The sequence below is a fragment of the Rheinheimera sp. genome, from assembly GCF_037442525.1.
Lineage (GTDB): Bacteria > Pseudomonadota > Gammaproteobacteria > Enterobacterales > Alteromonadaceae > Pararheinheimera.
In genome coordinates this window covers 435543-456745 of sequence record NZ_JBBIQD010000002.1, presented here as the reverse complement: position 1 = coordinate 456745, position 21203 = coordinate 435543, and the positions used below count along the sequence as shown (strand labels likewise).

The following is a 21203-nucleotide window of genomic DNA, read 5'->3' as shown; positions in this document are numbered from 1 at the left end:
TGAAAAACAAAGCCCGGCTTGTGCCGGGCTTCAGTCAGAACCTGTATACAGCTGACCCTAACGCAGGCAACTGCACCGCCAGGCTGGCTTTGCCATCCTGTACCTTCAGCACAGAATGTTGGTCATTGAGCAGATCAGTGGCCTGATGTTCCCCTGCTTTCAATTGCCATTGTTGCACCAGTTCTGCAGGCAATTTCAGTTCAAAGTTCTGAGATGTCCCAGCGTCAAAATTGCTGACCACCACCACTTTGTCTTTGCCGTTAAAACGGACAAAGGCATAGGTTTTGTCGGTATAACCCGGCGTGGTTTTATTCAGACTGTGCAGTTCCTGATACTGGCCTTTAAAGACGGCTTCAGTGGCAGATAAATTCAGTACAACACGATAAAACTCGCGTAGTTGCTTTTGCTCTGCGCTCAGTTGACCACCGTCATACTTGCCGTGGTTCAACCAGGCCTGATGGGCGGGCACACCGGCATAATCGAAAATACTGGTGCGGCTTGGGTCGCCAAAACCTGAATCCAGCGCTCCGGCTTCACCCACTTCCTGGCCAAAGTACAACATGGTCGGTGAACTGCTGATCAGGGCAGACACCACCATGGCAGGTTTGGCTTTGTTGGCATCCCCGGCAAATTCAGGGCTGGCAATGCGCTGCTCGTCATGGTTTTCGAGGAAATGCAGCATATGCTGTTCGATATCCATCATGCCCTGTTGCACCTTCGCAATACTGTCGGTGCTGCCTTTGCCTTGCATCACCAGTTTCAGGCTGTCGTACATTTCCACTTTGTCGTACAGGTAGTCCATTTTGCCCTGATGCAGGTAATCACGGTACAAGGCCGGGTTGTACACTTCGGCCAGTAAAAAAGCATCCGGGTTTTTTTGTTTAATGCTGGCGTTTAAAAAGCTCCAGAACTCCACCGGCACCATTTCGGCCATATCAAAACGGAAACCATCTACCCCTTTATCCAGCCAGTAATAGGCTATGTCGCGGAATTTGAGCCAGGAGTCTGGCACCGATTTGCCTTGCCAGAACCTAAAGTGTTCCTGCACAGGCTTGCTGGCATAGTCCGCTGGCAAGCGGTCAAAATCGTAACTGCCGTCTGGCCGCACGCCGTAGTTAATTTTTACCGTCTCGTACCAGTCATTAAAATCCGGCTGGGCCAGGCGGGAGCCATTGCCTGTCCATTTAGCCGGGTTTTCGGCAAATTTGCCGTCAGACAGCGGGTGGGCTTCGCCACCTAAAGGCTGATACCCGTTCTGAGCGGCAGGTACCTGGAACGGCTGGCCCACCACGTAATAAAAGTTATTGTCGCGTTTGTATTCCACACTGCTGTCATCGGAAGCACCAAAATCTTCCACACCCGCCGGTTTGTGCAGCGACTGATAGTGCCGCGCCACATGGTTTGGCACTATGTCAATCAGCACTTTCAGGCCATGCTTGTGGGTCCGCTCAATCAGGGCCTGAAACTCATCCAGCCGTTTGGCCGGGTCGACGGCCAGATCCGGGTTCACACTGTAGTAGTCTTTCACCGCATAAGGGGAACCGGCACGGCCTTTCACGACATCCGGGTCGTCATGGCTGATACCATAAGCGCTGTAATCGCGGATCACCGCATGGTGCAATACCCCGGTATACCAGACATGGCTGACACCCAGTTCTTTAATTCCTTTGAGAGCGGCGTCATTGATGTCATTAAATTTGCCGACGCCGTTTTGTTCCAGAGTGCCCCAGGGCTGATTGGTGCTGTTGCTGTTGCCAAACAGGCGGGTGAAGATCTGGTACACCACGGCTTTACCGGCCGGGACCGCTGTGGCTGCACTTTGCTGAGGTTCGGTCCCGGCTGGTTGCTGGTTGGTCATCTCGGCTTTACCACAGGACATCAGCATGGCGAGCGCGATGGCGCCGAGGCCAAAGCGGCAAAGGGAAGAGCTTGGGTTGTGCATCGTCGACAGTATCCTTGTGTTTATCTTGGCTTTTTAACCTCATGCTATCACAGCCCCGCGCCTGCGCCGTGCCTGTGCATACGTTTGCAATTGCCGGTTCCATCTTTTTGCCCTTTGTGGTTATAGTGCGACTGAACTGACACAGGAGTACAGCTCAGATGAAGCACCTACTAACCATAACAGCAATCCTCAGTCTGACCAGCAGCATGGTGCTGCAGGCGGAGCCTGCCGCCACACAGCAGCAGTTTTTTACTCAGTTATCTGCGCTTTGTGGCAAAGCTTTTGCTGGCACAGTGGTGGTTGATAATCAGCCCAGTGCCGCCTTTTCCGGCCCCATGCTGATGCACGTGCGGGATTGCAGTGATAACGAAATTCAAATCCCTTTTGTGGTTGGCGACAACCACTCCCGCACCTGGATTATCAGCAAAACCCGCAGCGGCCTTCGATTGAAGCATCAGCATAAACATCAGGATGGCTCCGACGATGTCTCAACCATGTATGGAGGCGATACCCTCGATGCCGGTTGGGCTCAGGCTCAGAGTTTCCCGGCGGATGCTTATTCAAAAGATTTATTTATCCGGACCCGGACACCGCAGTCCGTCGGCAATACCTGGCACCTGTATTTGTACCCGGAAGAACGCTTCAGTTACCGCTTAACCCGTGAAGGCCGGGAATTCAGAGTAGATTTTGACTTAACCCGCCCAGTAGCCCTTCCTGCGCCGGCCTGGGGCTTCGAAAAGAGGTAAATCACCATTAGCGGCCGAAAAGCCGCGATAAGGCCCCTAGTCAGTGGCGGCGGCCTTGGTTTAGGATGTCAGGGCTAGGAACGTCCGCCATTCGAGTGGAAAGCACAACAGATAAAACAACAAGAATCGGGAGTGATTATGACATCCTTCACTGGCTGGTCAGCGTCAGCGCTGGCCCTGAGTCTGGTTTTGGCCGGGTGCAGTAAACCTGCAGAGCCGACTCAGACCACCGAAGCTGCCGCACCGTCAACTGCAGATACAGCAGTACTGCAGGACACCAATTTTAATCCAGCGTATAAAGACTACCTGAAGACCCTGGCCTCGGATGAATTCCAGGGCCGGATGCCTGCGACGCCGGGCGAAGAAAAAACCATTAATTACATTAGCGAACAGTTTAAACGTATTGGTTTAAAAGGCATTAATGGCGACAGCTACCTGCAGCCTGTGTCCCTGGTACGTATTGACCCGAAAGAAGTGTCAGGCCTGAAACTCTCAGGTGACAAGTTGAATGCTGAACTGGCTTACAAAGAACAAATGATGGCCTGGACCACCAGGGTGCAGGAACAGGTGGAAGTGAAAGACAGCGACATGGTGTTTGTCGGTTACGGCATAGTGGCGCCTGAATACAACTGGAATGACTACGAAGGCCTGGATGTCAAAGGCAAAACCGTGGTGATGTTTGTCAACGATCCGGGTTTTGCCACCAAAGACCCTAACCTCTTTACCGGCAATGCCATGACCTACTATGGCCGCTGGACCTACAAGTTTGAAGAAGCGGCCCGCCAGGGCGCGGCTATGGCTCTGATCATTCATGAAACTGAACCTGCTTCTTATGGCTGGCAGGTGATTGCGGGTGGCTCGCCGACCAAGTTTGATCTGATTAACCCGAACAAAAACATGGACCGCTCTGTGGTCGAAGGCTGGTTGACCACAGAGTCTGCCCAGCAGCTGTTTGCATCCATGAATACCGACATTGAAGCCATGCGTCAGAAAGCGCTGAGCAAAGACTTTGCCCCTGTGCCACTGAATGTCAAAGCCTCGGTGTCGGTGAAAAGTCATATCAGTGAGCTGACATCCAATAATGTGATGGGGTATATCCAGGGTTCAGAAAAACCGGACGAAGTAGTGCTCTATATGGCGCACTGGGATCATCTGGGGGTGGATTTCTCCAACCCGACGGACAAAGTCTTTAACGGTGCCCAGGACAATGCCAGCGGTACCGCCGCCGTGATTGCGATGGCGGAACATTTTGCCAGACAACCACAGCCGAAACGTTCAGTGGCCTTTTTGGCGGTGACGGCTGAAGAGCGGGGTTTGTTGGGGTCCGCCTGGTATGCGAAAAACCCGGTGTTCCCGCTGCACAAAACCGTGGCTGGTATCAATATGGACGTGATGAATGTGTATGGTCCGATGAAAGACATGGTGGTGGTTGGTTACAACAATTCGGAACTGGAAAAGACGCTGACCAAATACTCAGAGCAGCAAGGCCGGTATGTCGCGCCTGAGCCCAGCCCTGAACATGGGTCTTTTTATCGCTCAGACCACTTTAACCTGGCCAAAGTGGGAGTGCCTATGCTCTATGCCAAAGGCGGTATCGACAGCTTCCAGCATGGCAAAGAGTGGGGCATGGCTCAGAAGAAAGACTACAACAGCTGCTGTTACCATAAAGTCGGTGATGAGTTTAGTGACAGCTGGGATCTGGGTGGGGCGCAACAGGATATGGCGGTGTTTTACCGCGTGGGTAACGAGATCGCCAATTCTGCCGAATGGCCAAACTGGTACCAGGGCCGGGAGTTCCGCGCTATCCGTGACGCGTCGCTGGCTCAGCACTGAGCAGACCTGTCGCTGTCCAGGCAGAGCCCAGGCTCTGCCTGTTTTTTTAACCCATGTGTTTGAATAAAGAAGGGCAATGCACTGATGAAATCTATTCTGCTGACTGCCGTGCTCAGCCTGAGCTGTGCTGTGCACGCCAGTGAGCTGCCACAAACCGATTTTAATGCCAATTTTGCCGGTTATTTTCAGAAGCTGGCGTCGGATGAGCTGCAAGGGCGGGCCCCGGCCACTGAAGGCGAAAAACGCACTATCGCTTATCTTTCTGCTGAGTTTAAACGATTGGGCCTGAAGCCTTTTCAGGGCGATTCGTATCTGCAGCCTGTACCAGTGGTACAGATAGACCCTGTGGCTGTATCCAGCCTGGCCTTAGCAGGAGACAAAACCGCCGCCAGTCTGAACTACAAAACCGACATGATGGCCTGGTCGACCCGTATGGAGACCGACATTGAGGTCAAAGACAGCGAGGTGGTGTTTGCCGGTTACGGTATTGTCGCGCCTGAATACGGCTGGAATGACTACAAAGGCCTGGATGTCAAAGGCAAAACAGTGGTGGTGTTGGTGAATGACCCGGGTTATGCCACCAAAGACCCCAACCTTTTTACCGGCAATGCCATGACCTATTACGGTCGCTGGACCTACAAGTTTGAAGAGGCCGCACGGCAGGGCGCGGCTATGGTGCTGATTGTGCACGAAACCGATGCTGCCAGTTATGGCTGGAATGTGGTGGCCGGCACCAGTCCAATCCGGTTTGAGCTGGCGAATCCACACAAAAACAGCCACAAATCTCTGGTGGAAGGCTGGTTGTCGCTGGAGGCGGCTGAGCGCTTGTTTAAAGCCAATGGCACCAGTCTGACTGAACTGCGCCAGAAAGCGTTGCAAAAAGACTTTACAGCCATCCCGCTGCAGGCCAAAGCCAGTATTCGCATTAAAAATAATCTGCGTGAAATTAACAGTCACAATGTGATTGGTTATATTCCAGGCCGCAAAAAACCAGATGAGGCGGTGCTTTATATGGCGCACTGGGATCATTTTGGTCTGGATTTCAGCTTAAAAGACGACAAAATCTTTAACGGCGCTCAGGACAATGCAGGTGGTGTGGCGGCGCTGCTGGCGCTGGCAGAGAAATACCGGCAAGGCCAGGCTCCGGAGCGCTCAGTGGCCTTTCTGGCCGTGACAGTGGAAGAACGTGGGCTGCTGGGTTCCGCCTGGTATGCGCAGCATCCGCTGTTTCCACTGAATAAAACTGTGGCCGGTATCAATATGGACGTCATTAACGTCTATGGCCCGATGAAGGATGTGATGGTGTTTGGCTACGGCAGTTCGGAGCTTGAGCCCGTGCTGGACAACTATGCCAAAGCGCAGCAGCGTTACCTGGCGCCTGAGCCTACGCCGCAAGATGGTTTTTATTACCGCTCTGACCATTTTAATCTGGCGAAAAAAGGTGTGCCTATGCTCTATGCCCGCGGTGGCGTCGACCACGCAGAGCACGGTAAAGCCTGGGGTTTGCAGCAGCGGGCTGACTATGTAAAAAGCTATTACCACAAAGTGAATGACGAGTTTGATCCGAACTGGGATTTACGGGGGGCCCAGCAGGATCTGTGGTTGTTTTATCAGGTGGGGCAGGAGCTGGCGAATGGCAACAGCTGGCCGAACTGGTACCAGGGCAAAGAATTTAAAGCGGCCCGGGACCAGTCGATGCAAAAATAATGTCTGAAAACCCAGTAAAACCCGGTGTTGAAGCCGGGTTTTTTATGCAGGTCACTCCCCTTTACGGGCCCTAAAGGGGCGGAATAATTCCTTAAGTACTTTTATACTACAAATACACGAATTTTGTTCACCCGTCAGTTGACAGTCTATTAATCATACAATAGCATCATTTGGGAAGTGATAATAAACCTCAGCCGTCAGTTTGCAGTGAAGGCGCTGAAGGGACATAAAAAAGCCAACGACAAGGGGAGAACAAATGCAGAGCTTTAAGCCGTCCGTGCTGAGCACTGCTGTCACCCTGGCCCTCGCGGTCAGCAGTGCAGCTGTGTTTGCGCAACAGAACAATTCCACAGAAGCAAAACAAGACAATGTGGAAGTGATTGAAGTGAAAGGTATTCGCAGCAGTCTGAACAAGGCGCTGAACGTAAAGCGCCACGAAGAGCAGATTGTCGATGCCATAGTTGCCGAAGACATAGGTAAGTTTCCGGATAACAACGTGATTGAGTCGCTGCAGCGGGTGACAGGTGTTCAGGTGACGGACCGTGGCGCTGGGGAAGCCTCCACTGTGTCTATCCGGGGTTTAAGTGATATCACCACCACAGTGAATGGCCGCAATATTTTCACCGCAGCAGGTACAGCCGTGGCGCTGCAGGATATTCCAGCCAGTTTGTTGAAGCAGGTGGATGTGTATAAAACCCGTTCAGCCAGCCAGATTGAAAGCGGCATAGCCGGCGCCATTGACGTAAAGACTCACCGGCCTTTTGACTTTGACGGCCTGAAATTTATTGCTGCAGGCCGTGGTATTTACACTGAACAGAATGAAGAAACCAGCCCGGTGCTGAGTGCCTTAGCGTCTAACCGATGGGAATTGGACTCAGGTGAATTCGGTGCTTTGGTCAATATTTCGTATTCCCGTATCAGCTACCGCGATCAGAGCGTCACTGCCGGCGCCATGGTGCCTTTTTCCACGGCCACGCCGACAGCGCCTTTTACCCCTTATGAGCGGATCTTTTTAGAGCGTGATGGTGTGGCGGAAAATCCAATCTGGGAACCAGGCTTGCTGGATGGCTTGCCAACAGCTCCAGGCTCAACCGTCAACGTGAACGGCCAGGCCACTGAATACATTCTGGGGCGCGATGCCATTTTTCAGAGTGATTTTACCGGTGAGCGCGAACGTCCGGCTGTCAGTATTTCGCTGCAGTTTGCGCCTGATGAAAAATCTGAGTATGTATTTGAGTCCTTTTACAACGGTTTTCGCAATGAGGGCTTTAACAGCCTGTTGTTCTCCTTCGCTGACTGGTGGGGGGGCTATGCCAGCATGACGCCAACCCAGGCTGCCGCTGCCGCCAACCTGGTGTTGCACCCAGGCACCAATATTGTCAAATCCCGCTCTGTGCAGGACCCTTGGGTCTTTACCAGTGGCGACTTAAGCACGGGCCAGACCGACAGCTACCTGCATGCTTTGGGTGGTCGTTGGGATTTAACCGACAACCTGACCATGAAATCTGAGCTGGTGTACCAGGACAGCAAGTATGAAGGTGACTTCTTTGCGATGCGTTTTGTCCGCCCAGGCGCCAATTACAGGCTGAATGTGGACTTTAACAATGGGGGGGGCATTCCGGCTTTTAACTTTGAAGACAACCCGGCCACTGCAGCTATGGATGAAAGTTCTATGGCCGACCCTTCGGCTTACATTACTGACAGCATGTACGACAATGCGAACGAGGATAAAGGCGATGCCATTACTTTGACCACCGATCTGAGCTACCGGCTGGATGGGTTTTTTACCTTGGTTGAAGCGGGCGTACGCTACGACAAACGCGGTGCCGAAACAGCGTTCAGCCGGCAGGACCGTTGTTGTGGTGGTGGGGTCAATGTGGCCACTATTGAGGGGCTGGCGTCAATTAATAGCGGTTTTATGGATGGTGAAGCCAATGTGCCAACCTCCTGGGCCGTCGCTAACGGCCACTATATCCGCAACAATGCCGATGAATTTCGCAGCATGTATGGCCTGAATAAACTGGCCCTGCAGCGCTCGTTTGAAATTGACGCAACGACCCTGTCTTTGTATGCCCAGGGCAAATACGAAACCGAAATTGCCGGCCGGGTGCTGGATGGTGAAATTGGTGCCCGTTATACCGGCATTGATACCGACTCCAATTTCTGGCAGGAAGCGGCTACGGTGGACGCCCAGACCCTGACCTCAGGCGAAAGCAAAACCCGTAAAATTCTGCCAAGCCTGACCGCCCGTTATCAGTTGACCGATGACTTGCAGGCGCGTTTAGCCTATACCGAAACGCTGCGTTACCCAGGTTTCGGTGATTTGAACCCGCTGATCACTTATAACGAAGATGTGACTGGTATTGGCTACGGCACTGCAGGTGGCGGCAATCCGGACCTGAAGCCAACCGAATCGAAAAACTATGACTTTGCGCTGGAGTATTATTTTGCTGAAGCCAGCTCAATTTACGGGACTTTGTTCCGCCGGGATGTGGATGGTTTTGTGGTCGGTTTCCGCCGTGCTGTGACAGCGCCAAAATCAGCCACCGACCCAAGGCCTTATAAGTTTATTCTGACTCAGCCATACAATGCGTCGAGTGGTGAGTTATCCGGGGCTGAACTGGGCCTGGTCTGGTTCCCGGAAAATCTGCCGGCGCCACTGGATGGTTTTGGTATTCAGGCCAGCTATACCAGTCTGTCGTCGTCGCAGACCACACCGGATACCAACTCAGAAGGCGAGATCACCGGCTATAAAACGACCGACCTGTTTGGCGTGTCTGATTCGTCCTACAGCCTGGTACTGGCTTATGATAAAGATAAACTGGGTATGCGGTTATCGTACGCCTGGCGTAAAGACTTCCTGGCCAACTACGAAGCCGCACTCTTTGCCAACCCGTTGGAAGTACGTCGTAAATCTGAAGCCAGTATGGACTTTCAGTTAAGTTATCAGTTGACCGATCAGTGGGAAGTGACGCTGGACGGTACCAACCTGACCAATGAGTTGTACCAGAGTTACTATGGCAACAACCCGGAAACCAATAACTTCGGTACAGCACTGTACAGCCGTACCTTCGCTTTGGGTGTGCGTTATAGCATGTAATAGGACTAAACCTAAGAAAAACCCGGCGGTAAAGCCGGGTTTTTTATTGCGCGGCCAGAAACTGGCTGCGTTCAGGGAGTTGGTTGGGGTCAGAGCCTTACATAACCGTAGGCCTGTATGCCTTTAAACTTTTGCTGCCGTAACCTCTGTGCCACTTCGATTTGATAATCTTCCATATACTCGTACAAATCGTCCTGAAACTGCTCTTCCATCAGTTCGCGTCGGTCTGCATTTACCGGACGCTGGCTTTCATAAGCCAGCAGGCAGAGTCGGTGAGCGCGTGGACCAAACTCATGCGTTACGACATCTTCCAGCCTGGCCAGCTCCGGCTTTTTCAGCAGTTTCAACGTAATATGCACGGTCAGTACAAAGACCAGCACCAGTAAACCTGCGACTGTAGTTGCAATCATACTTTGGCTTCCTTGTAGTGAGTTAAAAAACAACGAATTAACCATAAACAGGCCATGGGAAAGACCGAAATATTGATCGCTAAAACACCGTAGCGGTATATGTCAGCCAGCAGGTTTAACCCAAGATCCCGGTCAAAGTAACGCAATACCTGAAGCGCACATAAACTGAAGAAACACAGCACGACAAATTTTGCTAAAGACTGCAGATTTAAGTTAAAACGTTTATGGACAAACCAAATGGCATACAAAGAGAACAAGTTACACGCTGCCCAAACCAGATACCAAACCCCCCTGAATTCGGAGCCTGAACCGGATACGATTTCCCCAACCATTGGGGTCATACGCTCCATACAAAAGTTACCAACGATCCAGATTGCCAAAGTCAAGCGTGATGAGTTATCCGCATTAATTACCAGCGATGCAAACAAACCAACTGCTGTCAGCACCAAAAATATGTTGTCAACTAAAACAAGGTAATCCCGCAAAACGCAGCTCCTGCAAAACCAGATTTAATACGAACGCTTTTTAGGTCCAATCTTCAGCTTCAGTGCCTGAACCATTCCCCTGAGTTTGCACTGTGCTTTGCAACAATGCTTTGGCTTCAGGGCTAATGGTGACGGTATCGGCAGCGCTGTCGGAAACTGTTGTTTTAGTGGTTTCAGTTGTAGCCTGAGCGGGTTGTGTGCTGGCTGCTGTAGTTGTGTAGTTGGTTAATGCGGCGGCACCTGAGTTTGTAACTTGCATAAAAACACACCTTCTGAGTTAAATGGATAAAACCGGATTTTATTATCCGGCGCTTGATTGAACGCAAACCTGAAAAAAACATCATTAATAATTAATTTGTTTTTTATCAATCGCTTACTTTCATAATTCTCTGCTGATTTTCAGGAAATACAGCATCTGCCTGACCAATCTGACATAAAAATTCTGCTGAATAAAGCCTTGTTGCAGAGGTTTTTTTGCCCGCTACCGAGAGTTCGCTTTTGGGGCTAAATACTGAACTGCGTTGTGAGCAATGATGTGGTTTTGTGGATTAAAGGAGTTAACCGCCGCTGGTTGCGGCTGCATAACCGACATGCCGCTGGTTCTGTCCATAAAAAAGGCCAGCATATGCTGGCCTTGGTGACAGTATGGAACACAGGTCTGGTCAGACAGGTTGTGGGTCTGCTTCTTCTTCCTGCTCCGGGGCTTGGCTGTGGCTGTGGTCTTTGGCCAGCAGCATATAAACAGAAGGCAATACAAATAAGGTAAAGAAGGTGCCTATGGTCATGCCCAGCACCAGCACTATCCCAATGGAGTTACGGGCTTCTGCTCCGGCACCTTCGGCAAAAATCAGCGGGGTGTGACCGGCAATGGTGGCAATACTGGTCATCATCACAGGGCGCAGACGCAGAATCGAGGCTTCCTGAATGGCATCCAGTTTACTGCGGCCCTGTTCCTGCAGTTTATTGGCAAATTCCACGACCAGAATGCCGTTACGGGCAATCAGACCTATCAGAGTGACCAGACCCACCTGAGAATAAATATTCAGCGTGCTGGTAAAACCGTCGGTGAAAAACGGCATTGGCATCGGAATTTTCAGGAAGGTAAAAACCAGGGCACCAAACATGGCCAGAGGTACAGACCCCAGCAGGATCACCACAGGGTCACGGAAGCTGTTGTATTGCGCCGCCAGCACCAGGAATATCATAGTCACCGCCAGCATAAAGGCGGGCAGGAAGGTGTTGCCTTCCCGTTTCAGCTGACGGGATTCACCGGTGTAATCAATCTGGTAGCCTGAAGGAATAATTTTACGGGCTTCAGTTTCCAGAAAACGCAGGGTTTCATCCAGTGGTTTGGTGGTGACGCCGGAAATTTTCACCGCATTAAGCTGCTGCATCCGGTTGATGCTGCGGGGCACAGTGCTGTGAGTCAGGCTGGCAATTTGGTCCACCCGGATCATCTGGCCGGCAGGGCCTTTGATATAGAGGTTCTGCAAATCGTCCGGGGTTAAACGTTCCACCCGTTTCACCTGAGGGATCACCTTATAACTCTGGCCAGCCATATTAAAGCGGTTGACGTAACCACCGCCTAACAGGGTGCCAAGGTCCTGCACCACATCACGCATATTCAGGCCTAAATCGGCCACTTTATCGCGGTCGATATTCAGCTGATACTCTGGCTGATCCACTTTCATATCAATTACCTGGAACGGAAAGGTGCCGCTTTCGCGCATCATCTGTTCCACCTTCAGCGCGTATTGATAAATTTCAGTGGAGTCAGCGGTGGAGGCAATGACAAATTCGACCGGGAACTGACCGCCACCGGGCAGGGCAGGTGGGGTAATAGGCAGAATACGGATACCTGACACTTCCGCCAGTTTTTGTTGCACTTCCGGCATGATTTCAAACACAGAGCGTTCGCGTTCGGCCCAGGGTTTGGTGACCATGCCGCCAAAACCACCGGTCGGGAAGGTGATTTGGAAGGTAAAGTCTGTTTCCGGCACTGACATAAAGGCATGGTTGACCGCTTTACCATAAAAGGACGACTGATCGACGGTGGAGTTGGCGGGTGCATCGACAATGCCAAAAATAACGCCCTGGTCTTCCACCGGTGCCAGCTCTTTCGGTGACATGGTGTAAAGCGGGAAACACAGCAGGGTAATACCAATCCAGAATACGTAAACGCCGCTGCGGTTTTGCAGGCTGGAGGCCAGGCGGCGGGCATAAAAATTCTGAAAGCGGTTAAAAAGGCCATCCAGCGGCGCGTGGTTACTGCTGTGCGGTTTTAGCATTCTGGACGCCATCATAGGCGACAGCGTGATGGCCACTATGGCCGATATCGCCACTGCACCGGCCAGGGTGATGGCAAACTCACGGAACAGGGTTCCGGTTAAGCCACCCTGCAAACCAATAGGTACATAGACGGAAATCAGCGTCACTGTCATCGCAATAATAGGGCCACCCAATTCACGGGCCGCCACCAGGGCCGCTTTAAAGGGTTTTAGCCCGTTTTGCACATGACGTTCAATATTTTCCACCATCACTATGGCGTCATCTACGACCAGACCCACCGACAGGACAATGGACAGCAGGGTCAGCAGGTTCAGCGAGAAGCCAAACAGCTTCATAATAAAAAGTGCACCAATCAGCGACAGTGGTATAGCCACAATGGGGATCAGCACAGAGCGGCTGAAACCAAGGAACAGGAAGATCACCACCACAATAATCAGCAGGGTTTCCGCCAGGGTTTTCACCACATCATCAATAGCCGCCTCAATGTATTTGGTGGCATCGTACGACACTTCCGCCGTTAAACCTGAGGGCAGTTCGGCTTTGATTTTTTCCATCTCGGCCGTGACGGCTTTAATCACATCCAGCGAGTTGGCATTCGGGGCGACAAAGACCCCCATAAAGACAGCGGTTTCGCCCGAGTAGTTGACGTTGGTGTTGTAGTCTTCAGCACCAAGCTCCACATCGGCCACGTCAGCCAGACGGACAATGCCGTCGGCATTTTGCCGCAAAATCATCTGTTTAAACTCGTCGACCGATTTCATATCGGTGTTGGAGCGTAAGTTCACCTGAGTATAAGCGCCGCGGGTCTGGCCAATGGTGGCCTGCACGTTGTTGTCGGACAGCGCGGTGCGCACATCGGACGCCGTAATGCCCAAAGACGCCATGGCGTCTGGTTTTAACCAGATGCGCATCGCAAAAGTACGGCCACCCAAAATATCGGCTTTTTGCACACCAGCCACGGCGATTAAGCGCGGCTGCACAGCTCGGCTTAAAAACTCGGTGATTTGGTTTTGCTCCAGAATATCCGAGCTGAAACTCAGATAAGCAGAGGCAAACTGGCTGTCGGCCGCTTCTATCGCAATGGCCGGAATTTCCGCTTCGGGTGGCAAGTCACCCCGCACCTGGTTCACCTTAGCGCTGATTTCTGTCATCGCTTTCAGTGGGTCGTAGTTCAGGTGCAGGTGGGCAATAACGGTGGACACGCCCATAGTGCTTTGCGATTCGATGTAATCAATGCCACCGGCGGACGCTATGGCCCGTTCGATCGGCGAGGTAATAAAACCTTTCACCAGCTCGGCGTTGGCACCTACATACACAGTGGTAATTTTGATCACAGCTATGTCAGAGCGCGGGTACTGACGCACCGTCATATTGCTCATCGACTGGAAACCGGCCAGCAAAATCAGCAGGCTGACCACTATGGCCAGCACCGGCTTCTTAATAAAAATATCGGTAAAGTTCATACACAAACCGTCCTGATGGCTTAGCTGTCAGCGGGCTGCTGTTGGGTTTTAAATTCAGGGGTGGCTGTTTTGCTAATCACCACAGCCTGGCCGTTAAACAGCTTAAAGGCGCCAGCGCTGACGACCTGGTCGCCGCTTTTCAGACCGTCCAGCACTTCAACAAAATCACCACGGGCTTTCCCCAACCGGACAAATTGCTGGCGGGCGTTCAGTGCCCCTTTGTCGTCTTTTTCCACCACAAAAACAGTGTCACCAAAAGGGGCGTAAATAATGGCCGTGCTGGGCACCACCAGCACCTGCAGTGGTTCTGACAGCGTGACTGTGGCATTGACCGCCATACCAGGCACCAGTACATCGCCGGTATTATCCAGAATGGACTGCACTATGGCGTTACGGGTACTGGTGTTAATTTCTGCGCCTATGGCCGTAATTTCGCCACTGACCACAACTGCGCCTTCATTGACTGACACGGACACTGGCAAGCCTTTTTTCATCGACACCAGCCAGTGTTGCGGCACCGGGAAATTCACCCGCACTTTATTGGTGGCTTGCAGGCTGACAATGGCCGTACCCACCTGCAGGTCGGCCCCTAAATCCACCTGACGAATGCCCACTTTGCCGTCAAAAGGTGCACGGATGGATTTTTTCGCCAGGGTGGCTTTCAGGTTGTCAACGTCAGCCTGGGCTGAATCCAGCTGTTGTTTACCTGAGTCCAGCTCGCTTTGGGTGGCAATATTGGTTTTACGCAGTTGCACCAGCCGGTCATAACTGGTTTTTGCCAGTTTCAGCCGGGCGTCAGCGGCCCGCAATTGCGCCTGCTCGTTGCTGGTGTCCTGTTCTACTAACACGTCACCGGCTTTCACCTGCTGGCCGTTGCTGAAGTGAATTTTTTTGACCCGGCCAGCTGCTTCTGACGCCACCACAATGCCTTCGTCCGCCAGCACAGTGCCAATGGCCTGATAGGTCTGAGGCCAGCTTTGTTGTTCAGCACCATAGACAGACACAGATTCCGGCGGTGGCGCCATATGCTCGCCTGCTGCAATCATGGCCATGATCTGGCTGAATTTGGTTCCACCCAGCAGGGCGAAAATTACGAGTAAGCCACCCAGAGCAAGCAGCACGGATTTCAATGTTTTCATACCTAAAAACCAAGTTAAGTTAATCCACTTCAGCAGACAAAAACTCTTGCTGTGTTCTCAGCGCTGCATCGGGGCCGCGGCTGAATGGCATTAGTCTGCCATGTTTTTGTTAAAAGTTGACGATTCGTCACAAAATAAATTTTTTACATTGTACTTACGGGTCAAGGCGCCCGCTGGATCGGAATTTTTTTGTTGTGAGTTTCAGTGTAGGTTCTTTCTGCGTCGCGCGCGGCGCTGGCATTGAAAGCGCTTTAGTGTACGGTGCTGGATCTGACTTGCCTATGTGCAATTGGAAAAAAATTGTAACTGGAAATAATAGATGTCAGGAAAGGGTAAGCGCAGGCCGTCTGGCTGACGGCCTGCCCAGGTGCTATCTACAGGCGTTTGACCGGCATGCCCAGCTCCGCCAGCTGTGGCTCCAGTGTGTTGGCGTCGCCCACCACCAGAATGACCATCTCTTTGGTATCCAGGTGTTTTTTCGCCAGCGCATTGATTTCCTCTTTGCTGATGCTGCTGACAATCTGGTTACGCTCACGGACAAAATCAGGGGTTAAGTTAAACTCCAGAATTTGCGCCATAAAACCCAGTTTGGCATTCGGGGTTTCGTATTTCAGTGCGTCGGACTGGTTAATGGCCAGGCGCATAAAGGCCAGTTCGTCGTCTGTAATACCTTGTTCTCTGAACTGATTAATTTCATTCAGGAACTGACGGATCGAATCCACAGTAGCGTCGGCGCGCACTGCGGCGGATGCTGTGTACACACCAGCGTATTTGTCGGCACTGAAACCGGCACGGGCACCGTAGGTGTAGCCTTTGTCTTCGCGCAGGTTCAGGTTGATACGGCTGTTAAAGGTGCCGCCCAGTACATAGTTCATCAGGTTGGCTTTATAGTACTCGCCCGTGATGTCCTGGGTTAATGAGCGCTTACCAATACGGATCTCCGATTGAGGGGCATCGGGTTTGTCCACCAGGTAAATCGTAGCTGGCGCCGCTTTTAGTGCCCCTGTACTGACCGCAATAGCAGGTGCCTGACCCTGCCAGTCCGCCAATTGGGCTTTCAGCTCTGCAGCCACTTTGTCCTGTGGCAGGTCGGACACCACAATCAGCTGGCCACCGGCTGGTTTAAACCAGGTCTGGTACCAGCCTTGGGCATCGGCCGGGGTCAGCTGTCTGACCGACGCCATAGTACCTTCGTTGGGCAGCGCGGCAATACTGCCTTCATACAGCAGGCCGTTAAATTTTTGCGCCGCTAAATAAGCCGGTGTTTTTTCGGCGTGCTGCATCCCTTGCAGCACTTGTTGTTGCACCCGGGCAAAATCTTCCGCGCTGAAGGCCGGACTGCGCAGTTTTTCTTCCAGCAGTTCTAAGGTGCGGGGTAAGTGTTTACTCAGGCTGGAGACAAAGACATCCACATAACTGTCAGAGCTGCTGAAGCTGATGCTGCTGCCCAGCTTTTCCAGCTCCAGGCTCATCTGCTCAGTGCTGTAGTGTTTGGTGCTTTCATTCATCAGGCCAGCCATCAGGCTGGTGATACCGGCTTTATCGGCCGTTTCGGCATAAGCGCCGACCGGAATTTTCAGCAGCAGGGAGGTGGTGGGCGTTTCAGTGCTCTGGCTGCCCAATACCTGAATGCCATTGCCAAGGTCGGTGGTCCAGGTTTGTGGCAGACCCACAGCAGGGTTAGCGCCCGCTACCGGCTGTTGGCTGCGGTCGAAGTTGTCTGTGGCTTTGCGTACCTGTAAATCTTCTGCTTTGGTGGTGGACGGGCCGCCAAAATCGCGTTTGGCCGGGGTAAAGGTGTCGGCATGGGCAATCAGCGCTGTTTGCCCCCGCGGCACCACACTCATTACCACAGAGTGTTTGCCTTTCAGGTAGGTCTGGTACACCCGCAGTACGTCGTCTTTGGTCACCGCATTGTAACGGGCAATGTCTTCGCCAATGGTGTCTGGTTTGCCTTTAAAGGTTTGGCTGGCAGCCAGCTGGCTGACTTTGCCGCTGACACTTTGCAGGCCAAAGATGCTGTCGGCTTCAATTTTGGCTTTGACTTTCAGCAGATCGTCGTCTGTCACGCCACGTTGTTCAAATTCCAGCAGGCTGTCGCGGATAATTTTTTCAATGTCTGCCAGGTTTTTGCCTGCACCAGGGTTGGGCAGCGCATAGAGGCTGAATTCGCAGGACAGCTCGCGGCAAGGGTGTGACACCTGGGCCTGCACGGCCAGCTGGGTTTTCACCAGGTTTTTGTACAGCAGTGAGTTATTACCATTGCCCAGAATCTCCGACAGGATATCCAGCGCCGCTTCATCTTGATGGTTGGCGTACACAGTAGGGAAGCTGATGTACAGCAGAGGCAGATGCACATTGTCTTCCATCGAAATATAACGGGTGTCCGGCAGGCTCCACAGCTGTCTGGCGGCATCCGTCACTTCAGGGCCACGCGGAATACTGCCAAAATACTTTTGCACCAGCGGCAGAACCTGTTCGGCTTTGATGTCGCCACCTATAGTCAGAGTGGCATTATTGGGGCCGTACCAGCGCAGGAAAAAGGCTTTCACATCATTGACATTGGCGCGGTTTAAATCGTCCATATAACCAATGATGGGCCAGGAGTAAGGGTGGCCTTGCGGGAACATGGCTTCAGACACCCGCTCGAACAGGCGGCCATAAGGCTGATTATCCACGCGCTGACCGCGTTCGTTTTTTACGGTTTCGCGTTGCACCTCAAATTTCTTTTCTGTGACAGCGTCCAATAAAAAGCCCATGCGGTCGGCTTCCAGCCACAGCATTTTTTCCAGCTGATTGGCTGGTACTGTCTGAAAATAATTGGTTCTGTCGTTATTGGTGGTGCCGTTCAGGGTGCCGCCTGATTCAGTGACAATTTTAAAGTGCTGTTCGTCGCCGACGTTTTCCGAGCCCTGAAACATCATATGTTCAAAAAAGTGGGCAAAACCGGATTTACCCGGCTCTTCGCGGGCCGAACCCACATGGTAAGTCACATCCACATGCACCAGTGGGTCTGAGTTGTCTTCATGCACCACCAGCGTCAGGCCGTTATCCAGCTGGTATTTTTTATAAGGAATATGAATACCGCTGCTGGGGGCCGACTGTTCAATCAGTGTGACGCCGGCAGGCAGTTGTTGGTGGGGCTGCTGGCTGCAGGCGGCGAGGGCAATGGCAAAACCAATAGCCAGGGTCAGTTTAGTTTTTTTCATGGGTCTCTCCTTGAGTTGGGCCGATTTAAGCACTTTTGTCCCTTCAGTGCCAGATACAATTATGTAACAGAACGCTACCTGTGCCACTGGTTGCGACAACTGGCTTGGGCTTGGCACGGAAATCACATAGACTGGTTGAATTCAGAGAGGATTCATGGTGTTACTGCATGATTTGTCAATTCGCAGTTGTCCATAAGCCGGAGTAATTTGCATGCCAGCTGAACCAAACCGCCGCAAAGCCAATATCAGCCTGGGGTTAAACCTGCTGTTATTGTTGCTGGTAGGCGCAGTGTATGGCGGCATTCAGCTCAGGTTTTATTACCAGCAGCTGCAACCGGCCTGGTCGGGGCTGGCACTCAGCTGGGACCGATTGCAGGCGGACCAATTCAGCCTGACTCTGCCTTATGCCGGTTCGCATCAGCTGCAGCTGCAGCAACTGGATATTCGCTGGTCCGGCTGGCCCTGGCCGCTGGATTCGGTGCAGGCTGAAAAGCTCAGTATTCAGTCCACCCCGGTCTGGCCTTCGTCTGCTGCTTCCTCAACGACTGAGGCTGATCCCATTCAACCCGATCTGACTCAGCCTGAGCTAAGCGCAACCGACGCCACGGCTCAGCCTGCAGCAGGGGCGGACAGCGACAATCTGTTACAGCAGTACTGGCCTGTCTGGTTGCCTGCGGCTGTGCAGGTGAACCAGCTGGATATTCAGCTGCCTTGTGCAGAGCTGGATACACGCATCAGCATCAAAGCGGGCCAGGCGAATGCGCAGCCTGCGGCCGATACACAAGCCGTTTCGCACTGCCAGCTGACAGGTTCGCTGTCGTTAAGCAGTGCAGAAAAACAAGCCGATATTCGCCTGGCAAGCTCAGGCCCACTCTTTGTTGAAGGGCTGGGTGATATTGAGCCAGAGCTGACCTTGTCGGTGCAGCCAGAGGGGCAAAACATTCGTATCAGTGCTTTGGCTTTGCAGTTAAAAAGTGCAGAGCTTAACTATGCGGGCTACAGGTTCGGCAACAGCCAATTGCAACTAAAGGCTACAGGGTTATGGCAGCAGGGCCAGCTGAGTTTGCAGGGCACTGCACCGGCAGAGCTTAGCACTGCATTAAAGCAGCAGGATTTAAGCTGGCAACAGGGCGCATTAACCTTAGCGGACTGGACGCTGCAAGCGCCCTGGCCAGAGTGGCGTGAGGCGAAGCTGAGCGCTAAAGCCGAGCTGAAGTTGACCCAACTGCAACATCCGCAGCTCTATACGCAGGACTGGAACTGGCAGGCTGAACTTGCTGGCAGCCTGGCTGCGCCTTCGCTTATGGGCGTGCTGAAGTCGGGCAGTTCGCTGGTGCTGAACCATCAGTTGCAACTGAAACACAACCAGTACCAGCTGAGCTGGCAATTACCAGAGCTGTTTTTTCTGGCCGGTAACCCGCTGAAATTAGGGCCTGCCTGGCCTGAGCTGTTGACTGTGCAGCGCGGCAAACTCAGTGCTCAGGGCTCGCTGCTGCTGGACCGCCACAGTTATGTGCTGCAAAGTGGTGAGCAGCAACTGCAGTTGACGGGAATTGATGCTATTTGGGACCGTTCTGAGTTAAAAGGCCTGAACGGTAGCCTGGCGCTGAAGCACAGCGCCCGCGACTGGCAACTGAGCAGCAAGGCACTGGAGCTGACGCAGATTAACCAGGGTCTGGTGGCTGGCCCTGTCAGGTTGGCTGGTAGTTATCAGTTTATGCCGGACAAACCGCAAGCCGGGGTATTGCAGTTGAACCAATTGCAACTGGCGCTGTTCTCCGGGCAGGTGCAGGTAAAACCGGGCCGTTTTGATTTAAGCCAGGCCCAGCAGTTTGAACTGGAACTGACTCAGCTGCAGCTGGCGGATGTATTGCAGCAGAGGCCAGAGGCCGGTGTCAGCGGTCAGGGTAGTATTTCTGGCCGCATTCCGCTGCACTGGTCGGCCCAGGGGGTAACAGTGGAAAAAGGCCAAATTGGTGCTTTGGCGCCAGGCGGTTTGCTGAAGTTTGACGCCGACAAAGCCAAAGCGCTGGCGCAGACTAATCAGGGCATGCAGGTGCTGATGCAGGCGCTGCAAAACTTTCATTATTCGGTGTTGTCTGCAGAGGTAAGTTATGCAACCTCCGGCCAGCTGCTGTTAGCGCTGCAACTGCAGGGTAAAAACCCGGATTACGAAAATGGCAGGGCCATTCATTTAACGATTAATCTGGAAGAAAACATACCGGCGCTGCTGGCCAGCCTGCAACTGAGCGGGCAGGTCAGTGAGCTGGTGAAAAAGCGGGTACAACAACGGCTGGCGGCCAAACAGGCCAAAGCCGCTAAGGAGCAACAATGAAACTAGCCGTTCTGGCTGCCGCCACAGTGCTGCTGTCGGCCTGCACTCCGACAGTGCAGGTAGCCATGCCCAACGAGCCTATTCATATCAATCTGAATGTGAAGATTGAACATGAGATCCGTATTAAAGTGGATAAAGAGCTGGATGAATTATTCAGCGATTCCAGTGGGTTATTCTAAGGAGAGCCGTATGAAAACCATCAAAACTATTTGTTTATCTCTGGTTCTTGCCTGCGCTTTACCTGTATTGGCGCTGGATTTACAACAGGCCATGCAGGCCCTGGGCCCGGCCAAAGCACAAGGGCTGCTGGGTGAGCAACCCAATGGTTACTTAGGGGTAGTGCAAAGCTCAGCCCAGGCCAGTGAAATTGCCGACTTAATTAACAAAGCCCGCAAAGCCGAGTACCAGAAACTGGCGCAGCAAAACGGTATTGCGCTGGCCGATGTGGAAGCCATGGCGGGTCAGAAAGCCATTGAAAAAACCGCCAAAGGCCAGTATGTGCAATTGGGCGGCCAGTGGCAGAAAAAATAAAGCTTCAGGGGGGA

General features: G+C 52.5%; 14 protein-coding genes. 7 read left to right on the top strand and 7 right to left on the bottom strand.

Annotated elements, in window-relative coordinates; translation table 11 throughout:
* Positions 1-34: 34 nt before the first annotated feature.
* Positions 35-1942: an alpha-amylase family glycosyl hydrolase gene (locus tag WKJ03_RS06280; RefSeq protein ID WP_337841320.1), complete on the bottom strand. Its 1908-nt coding sequence runs from the start codon at positions 1940-1942 to the stop codon at positions 35-37.
* A gap of 158 nt (positions 1943-2100) precedes the next feature.
* Here WKJ03_RS06280 and WKJ03_RS06275 point away from each other — a divergent pair, with 158 nt between their 5' ends.
* The 4 genes from WKJ03_RS06275 to WKJ03_RS06260 all read left to right on the top strand — a co-directional run bounded on the left by WKJ03_RS06275 (position 2101) and on the right by WKJ03_RS06260 (position 9328).
* Positions 2101-2688: a hypothetical protein gene (locus WKJ03_RS06275; RefSeq protein WP_337841319.1), complete on the top strand. Its 588-nt coding sequence runs from the start codon at positions 2101-2103 to the stop codon at positions 2686-2688.
* Positions 2689-2826: 138 nt separating this feature from the next.
* Positions 2827-4521: a M28 family metallopeptidase gene (locus WKJ03_RS06270; protein WP_337841318.1), complete on the top strand. Its 1695-nt coding sequence runs from the start codon at positions 2827-2829 to the stop codon at positions 4519-4521.
* An 84-nt stretch (positions 4522-4605) separates the two neighbouring features.
* Positions 4606-6228 carry a M28 family metallopeptidase gene (locus WKJ03_RS06265; RefSeq protein WP_337841317.1) on the top strand — a complete coding sequence of 541 codons (1623 nt, stop codon included), beginning with the start codon at positions 4606-4608 and terminating at the stop codon, positions 6226-6228.
* A gap of 256 nt (positions 6229-6484) precedes the next feature.
* Complete coding sequence (locus tag WKJ03_RS06260) at positions 6485-9328, top strand: TonB-dependent receptor (RefSeq protein ID WP_337841316.1); 2844 nt, start codon at positions 6485-6487, stop codon at positions 9326-9328.
* 89 nt (positions 9329-9417) lie between these two features.
* On the opposite strand, the gene WKJ03_RS06255 is transcribed toward WKJ03_RS06260, so the two are convergent.
* The 6 genes from WKJ03_RS06255 to WKJ03_RS06230 form a co-directional block, all read right to left on the bottom strand.
* Positions 9418-9738, bottom strand: coding sequence for a hypothetical protein (locus WKJ03_RS06255; protein WP_337841315.1), 321 nt, complete (start codon positions 9736-9738; stop codon positions 9418-9420).
* The gene (locus WKJ03_RS06250) at positions 9735-10223 is read right to left on the bottom strand and encodes a hypothetical protein (RefSeq protein WP_337841314.1); all 489 of its coding nucleotides are present in this window, start codon (positions 10221-10223) and stop codon (positions 9735-9737) included. Before WKJ03_RS06250 ends, WKJ03_RS06255 begins: the two co-directional genes overlap by 4 nt.
* A 40-nt stretch (positions 10224-10263) precedes the next feature.
* Positions 10264-10482, bottom strand: coding sequence for a hypothetical protein (locus WKJ03_RS06245; RefSeq protein WP_337841313.1), 219 nt, complete (start codon positions 10480-10482; stop codon positions 10264-10266).
* A gap of 403 nt (positions 10483-10885) precedes the next feature.
* A complete protein-coding gene (locus WKJ03_RS06240) occupies positions 10886-13975 on the bottom strand; it encodes an efflux RND transporter permease subunit (protein WP_337841312.1) in 3090 nt (1029 codons plus the stop codon).
* Positions 13976-13995: 20 nt separating this feature from the next.
* Positions 13996-15114: an efflux RND transporter periplasmic adaptor subunit gene (locus WKJ03_RS06235; protein ID WP_337841311.1), complete on the bottom strand. Its 1119-nt coding sequence runs from the start codon at positions 15112-15114 to the stop codon at positions 13996-13998.
* Positions 15115-15488: 374 nt separating this feature from the next.
* Complete coding sequence (locus tag WKJ03_RS06230) at positions 15489-18323, bottom strand: pitrilysin family protein (RefSeq protein ID WP_337841310.1); 2835 nt, start codon at positions 18321-18323, stop codon at positions 15489-15491.
* A 211-nt stretch (positions 18324-18534) separates the two neighbouring features.
* Between WKJ03_RS06230 and WKJ03_RS06225 the strand changes: the two genes are divergently transcribed.
* The 3 genes from WKJ03_RS06225 to WKJ03_RS06215 are packed head-to-tail and all read left to right on the top strand — an operon-like array spanning position 18535 to position 21189.
* Positions 18535-20658 carry a YdbH domain-containing protein gene (locus WKJ03_RS06225; RefSeq protein WP_337841309.1) on the top strand — a complete coding sequence of 708 codons (2124 nt, stop codon included), beginning with the start codon at positions 18535-18537 and terminating at the stop codon, positions 20656-20658.
* Positions 20655-20837: a YnbE family lipoprotein gene (locus tag WKJ03_RS06220; RefSeq protein ID WP_337841308.1), complete on the top strand. Its 183-nt coding sequence runs from the start codon at positions 20655-20657 to the stop codon at positions 20835-20837. The genes WKJ03_RS06225 and WKJ03_RS06220 overlap by 4 nt, the downstream gene beginning before the upstream one ends.
* A 10-nt stretch (positions 20838-20847) precedes the next feature.
* Complete coding sequence (locus WKJ03_RS06215) at positions 20848-21189, top strand: YdbL family protein (RefSeq protein ID WP_337841307.1); 342 nt, start codon at positions 20848-20850, stop codon at positions 21187-21189.
* Positions 21190-21203: the final 14 nt, after the last annotated feature.

Excerpts from the sequence above, each read along its gene's own strand:
- WKJ03_RS06280 (WP_337841320.1), bottom strand. The coding sequence starts at position 1,942 with ATGCACAACCCAAGCTCTTCCCTTTGCCGCTTTGGCCTCGGCGCCATC.
- WKJ03_RS06275 (WP_337841319.1), top strand. The coding sequence starts at position 2,101 with ATGAAGCACCTACTAACCATAACAGCAATCCTCAGTCTGACCAGCAGC.
- WKJ03_RS06270 (WP_337841318.1), top strand. The coding sequence starts at position 2,827 with ATGACATCCTTCACTGGCTGGTCAGCGTCAGCGCTGGCCCTGAGTCTG.
- WKJ03_RS06265 (WP_337841317.1), top strand. The coding sequence starts at position 4,606 with ATGAAATCTATTCTGCTGACTGCCGTGCTCAGCCTGAGCTGTGCTGTG.
- WKJ03_RS06260 (WP_337841316.1), top strand. The coding sequence starts at position 6,485 with ATGCAGAGCTTTAAGCCGTCCGTGCTGAGCACTGCTGTCACCCTGGCC.
- WKJ03_RS06255 (WP_337841315.1), bottom strand. The coding sequence starts at position 9,738 with ATGATTGCAACTACAGTCGCAGGTTTACTGGTGCTGGTCTTTGTACTG.
- WKJ03_RS06245 (WP_337841313.1), bottom strand. The coding sequence starts at position 10,482 with ATGCAAGTTACAAACTCAGGTGCCGCCGCATTAACCAACTACACAACT.
- WKJ03_RS06240 (WP_337841312.1), bottom strand. The coding sequence starts at position 13,975 with ATGAACTTTACCGATATTTTTATTAAGAAGCCGGTGCTGGCCATAGTG.
- WKJ03_RS06235 (WP_337841311.1), bottom strand. The coding sequence starts at position 15,114 with ATGAAAACATTGAAATCCGTGCTGCTTGCTCTGGGTGGCTTACTCGTA.
- WKJ03_RS06230 (WP_337841310.1), bottom strand. The coding sequence starts at position 18,323 with ATGAAAAAAACTAAACTGACCCTGGCTATTGGTTTTGCCATTGCCCTC.
- WKJ03_RS06225 (WP_337841309.1), top strand. The coding sequence starts at position 18,535 with ATGCCAGCTGAACCAAACCGCCGCAAAGCCAATATCAGCCTGGGGTTA.
- WKJ03_RS06220 (WP_337841308.1), top strand. The coding sequence starts at position 20,655 with ATGAAACTAGCCGTTCTGGCTGCCGCCACAGTGCTGCTGTCGGCCTGC.
- WKJ03_RS06215 (WP_337841307.1), top strand. The coding sequence starts at position 20,848 with ATGAAAACCATCAAAACTATTTGTTTATCTCTGGTTCTTGCCTGCGCT.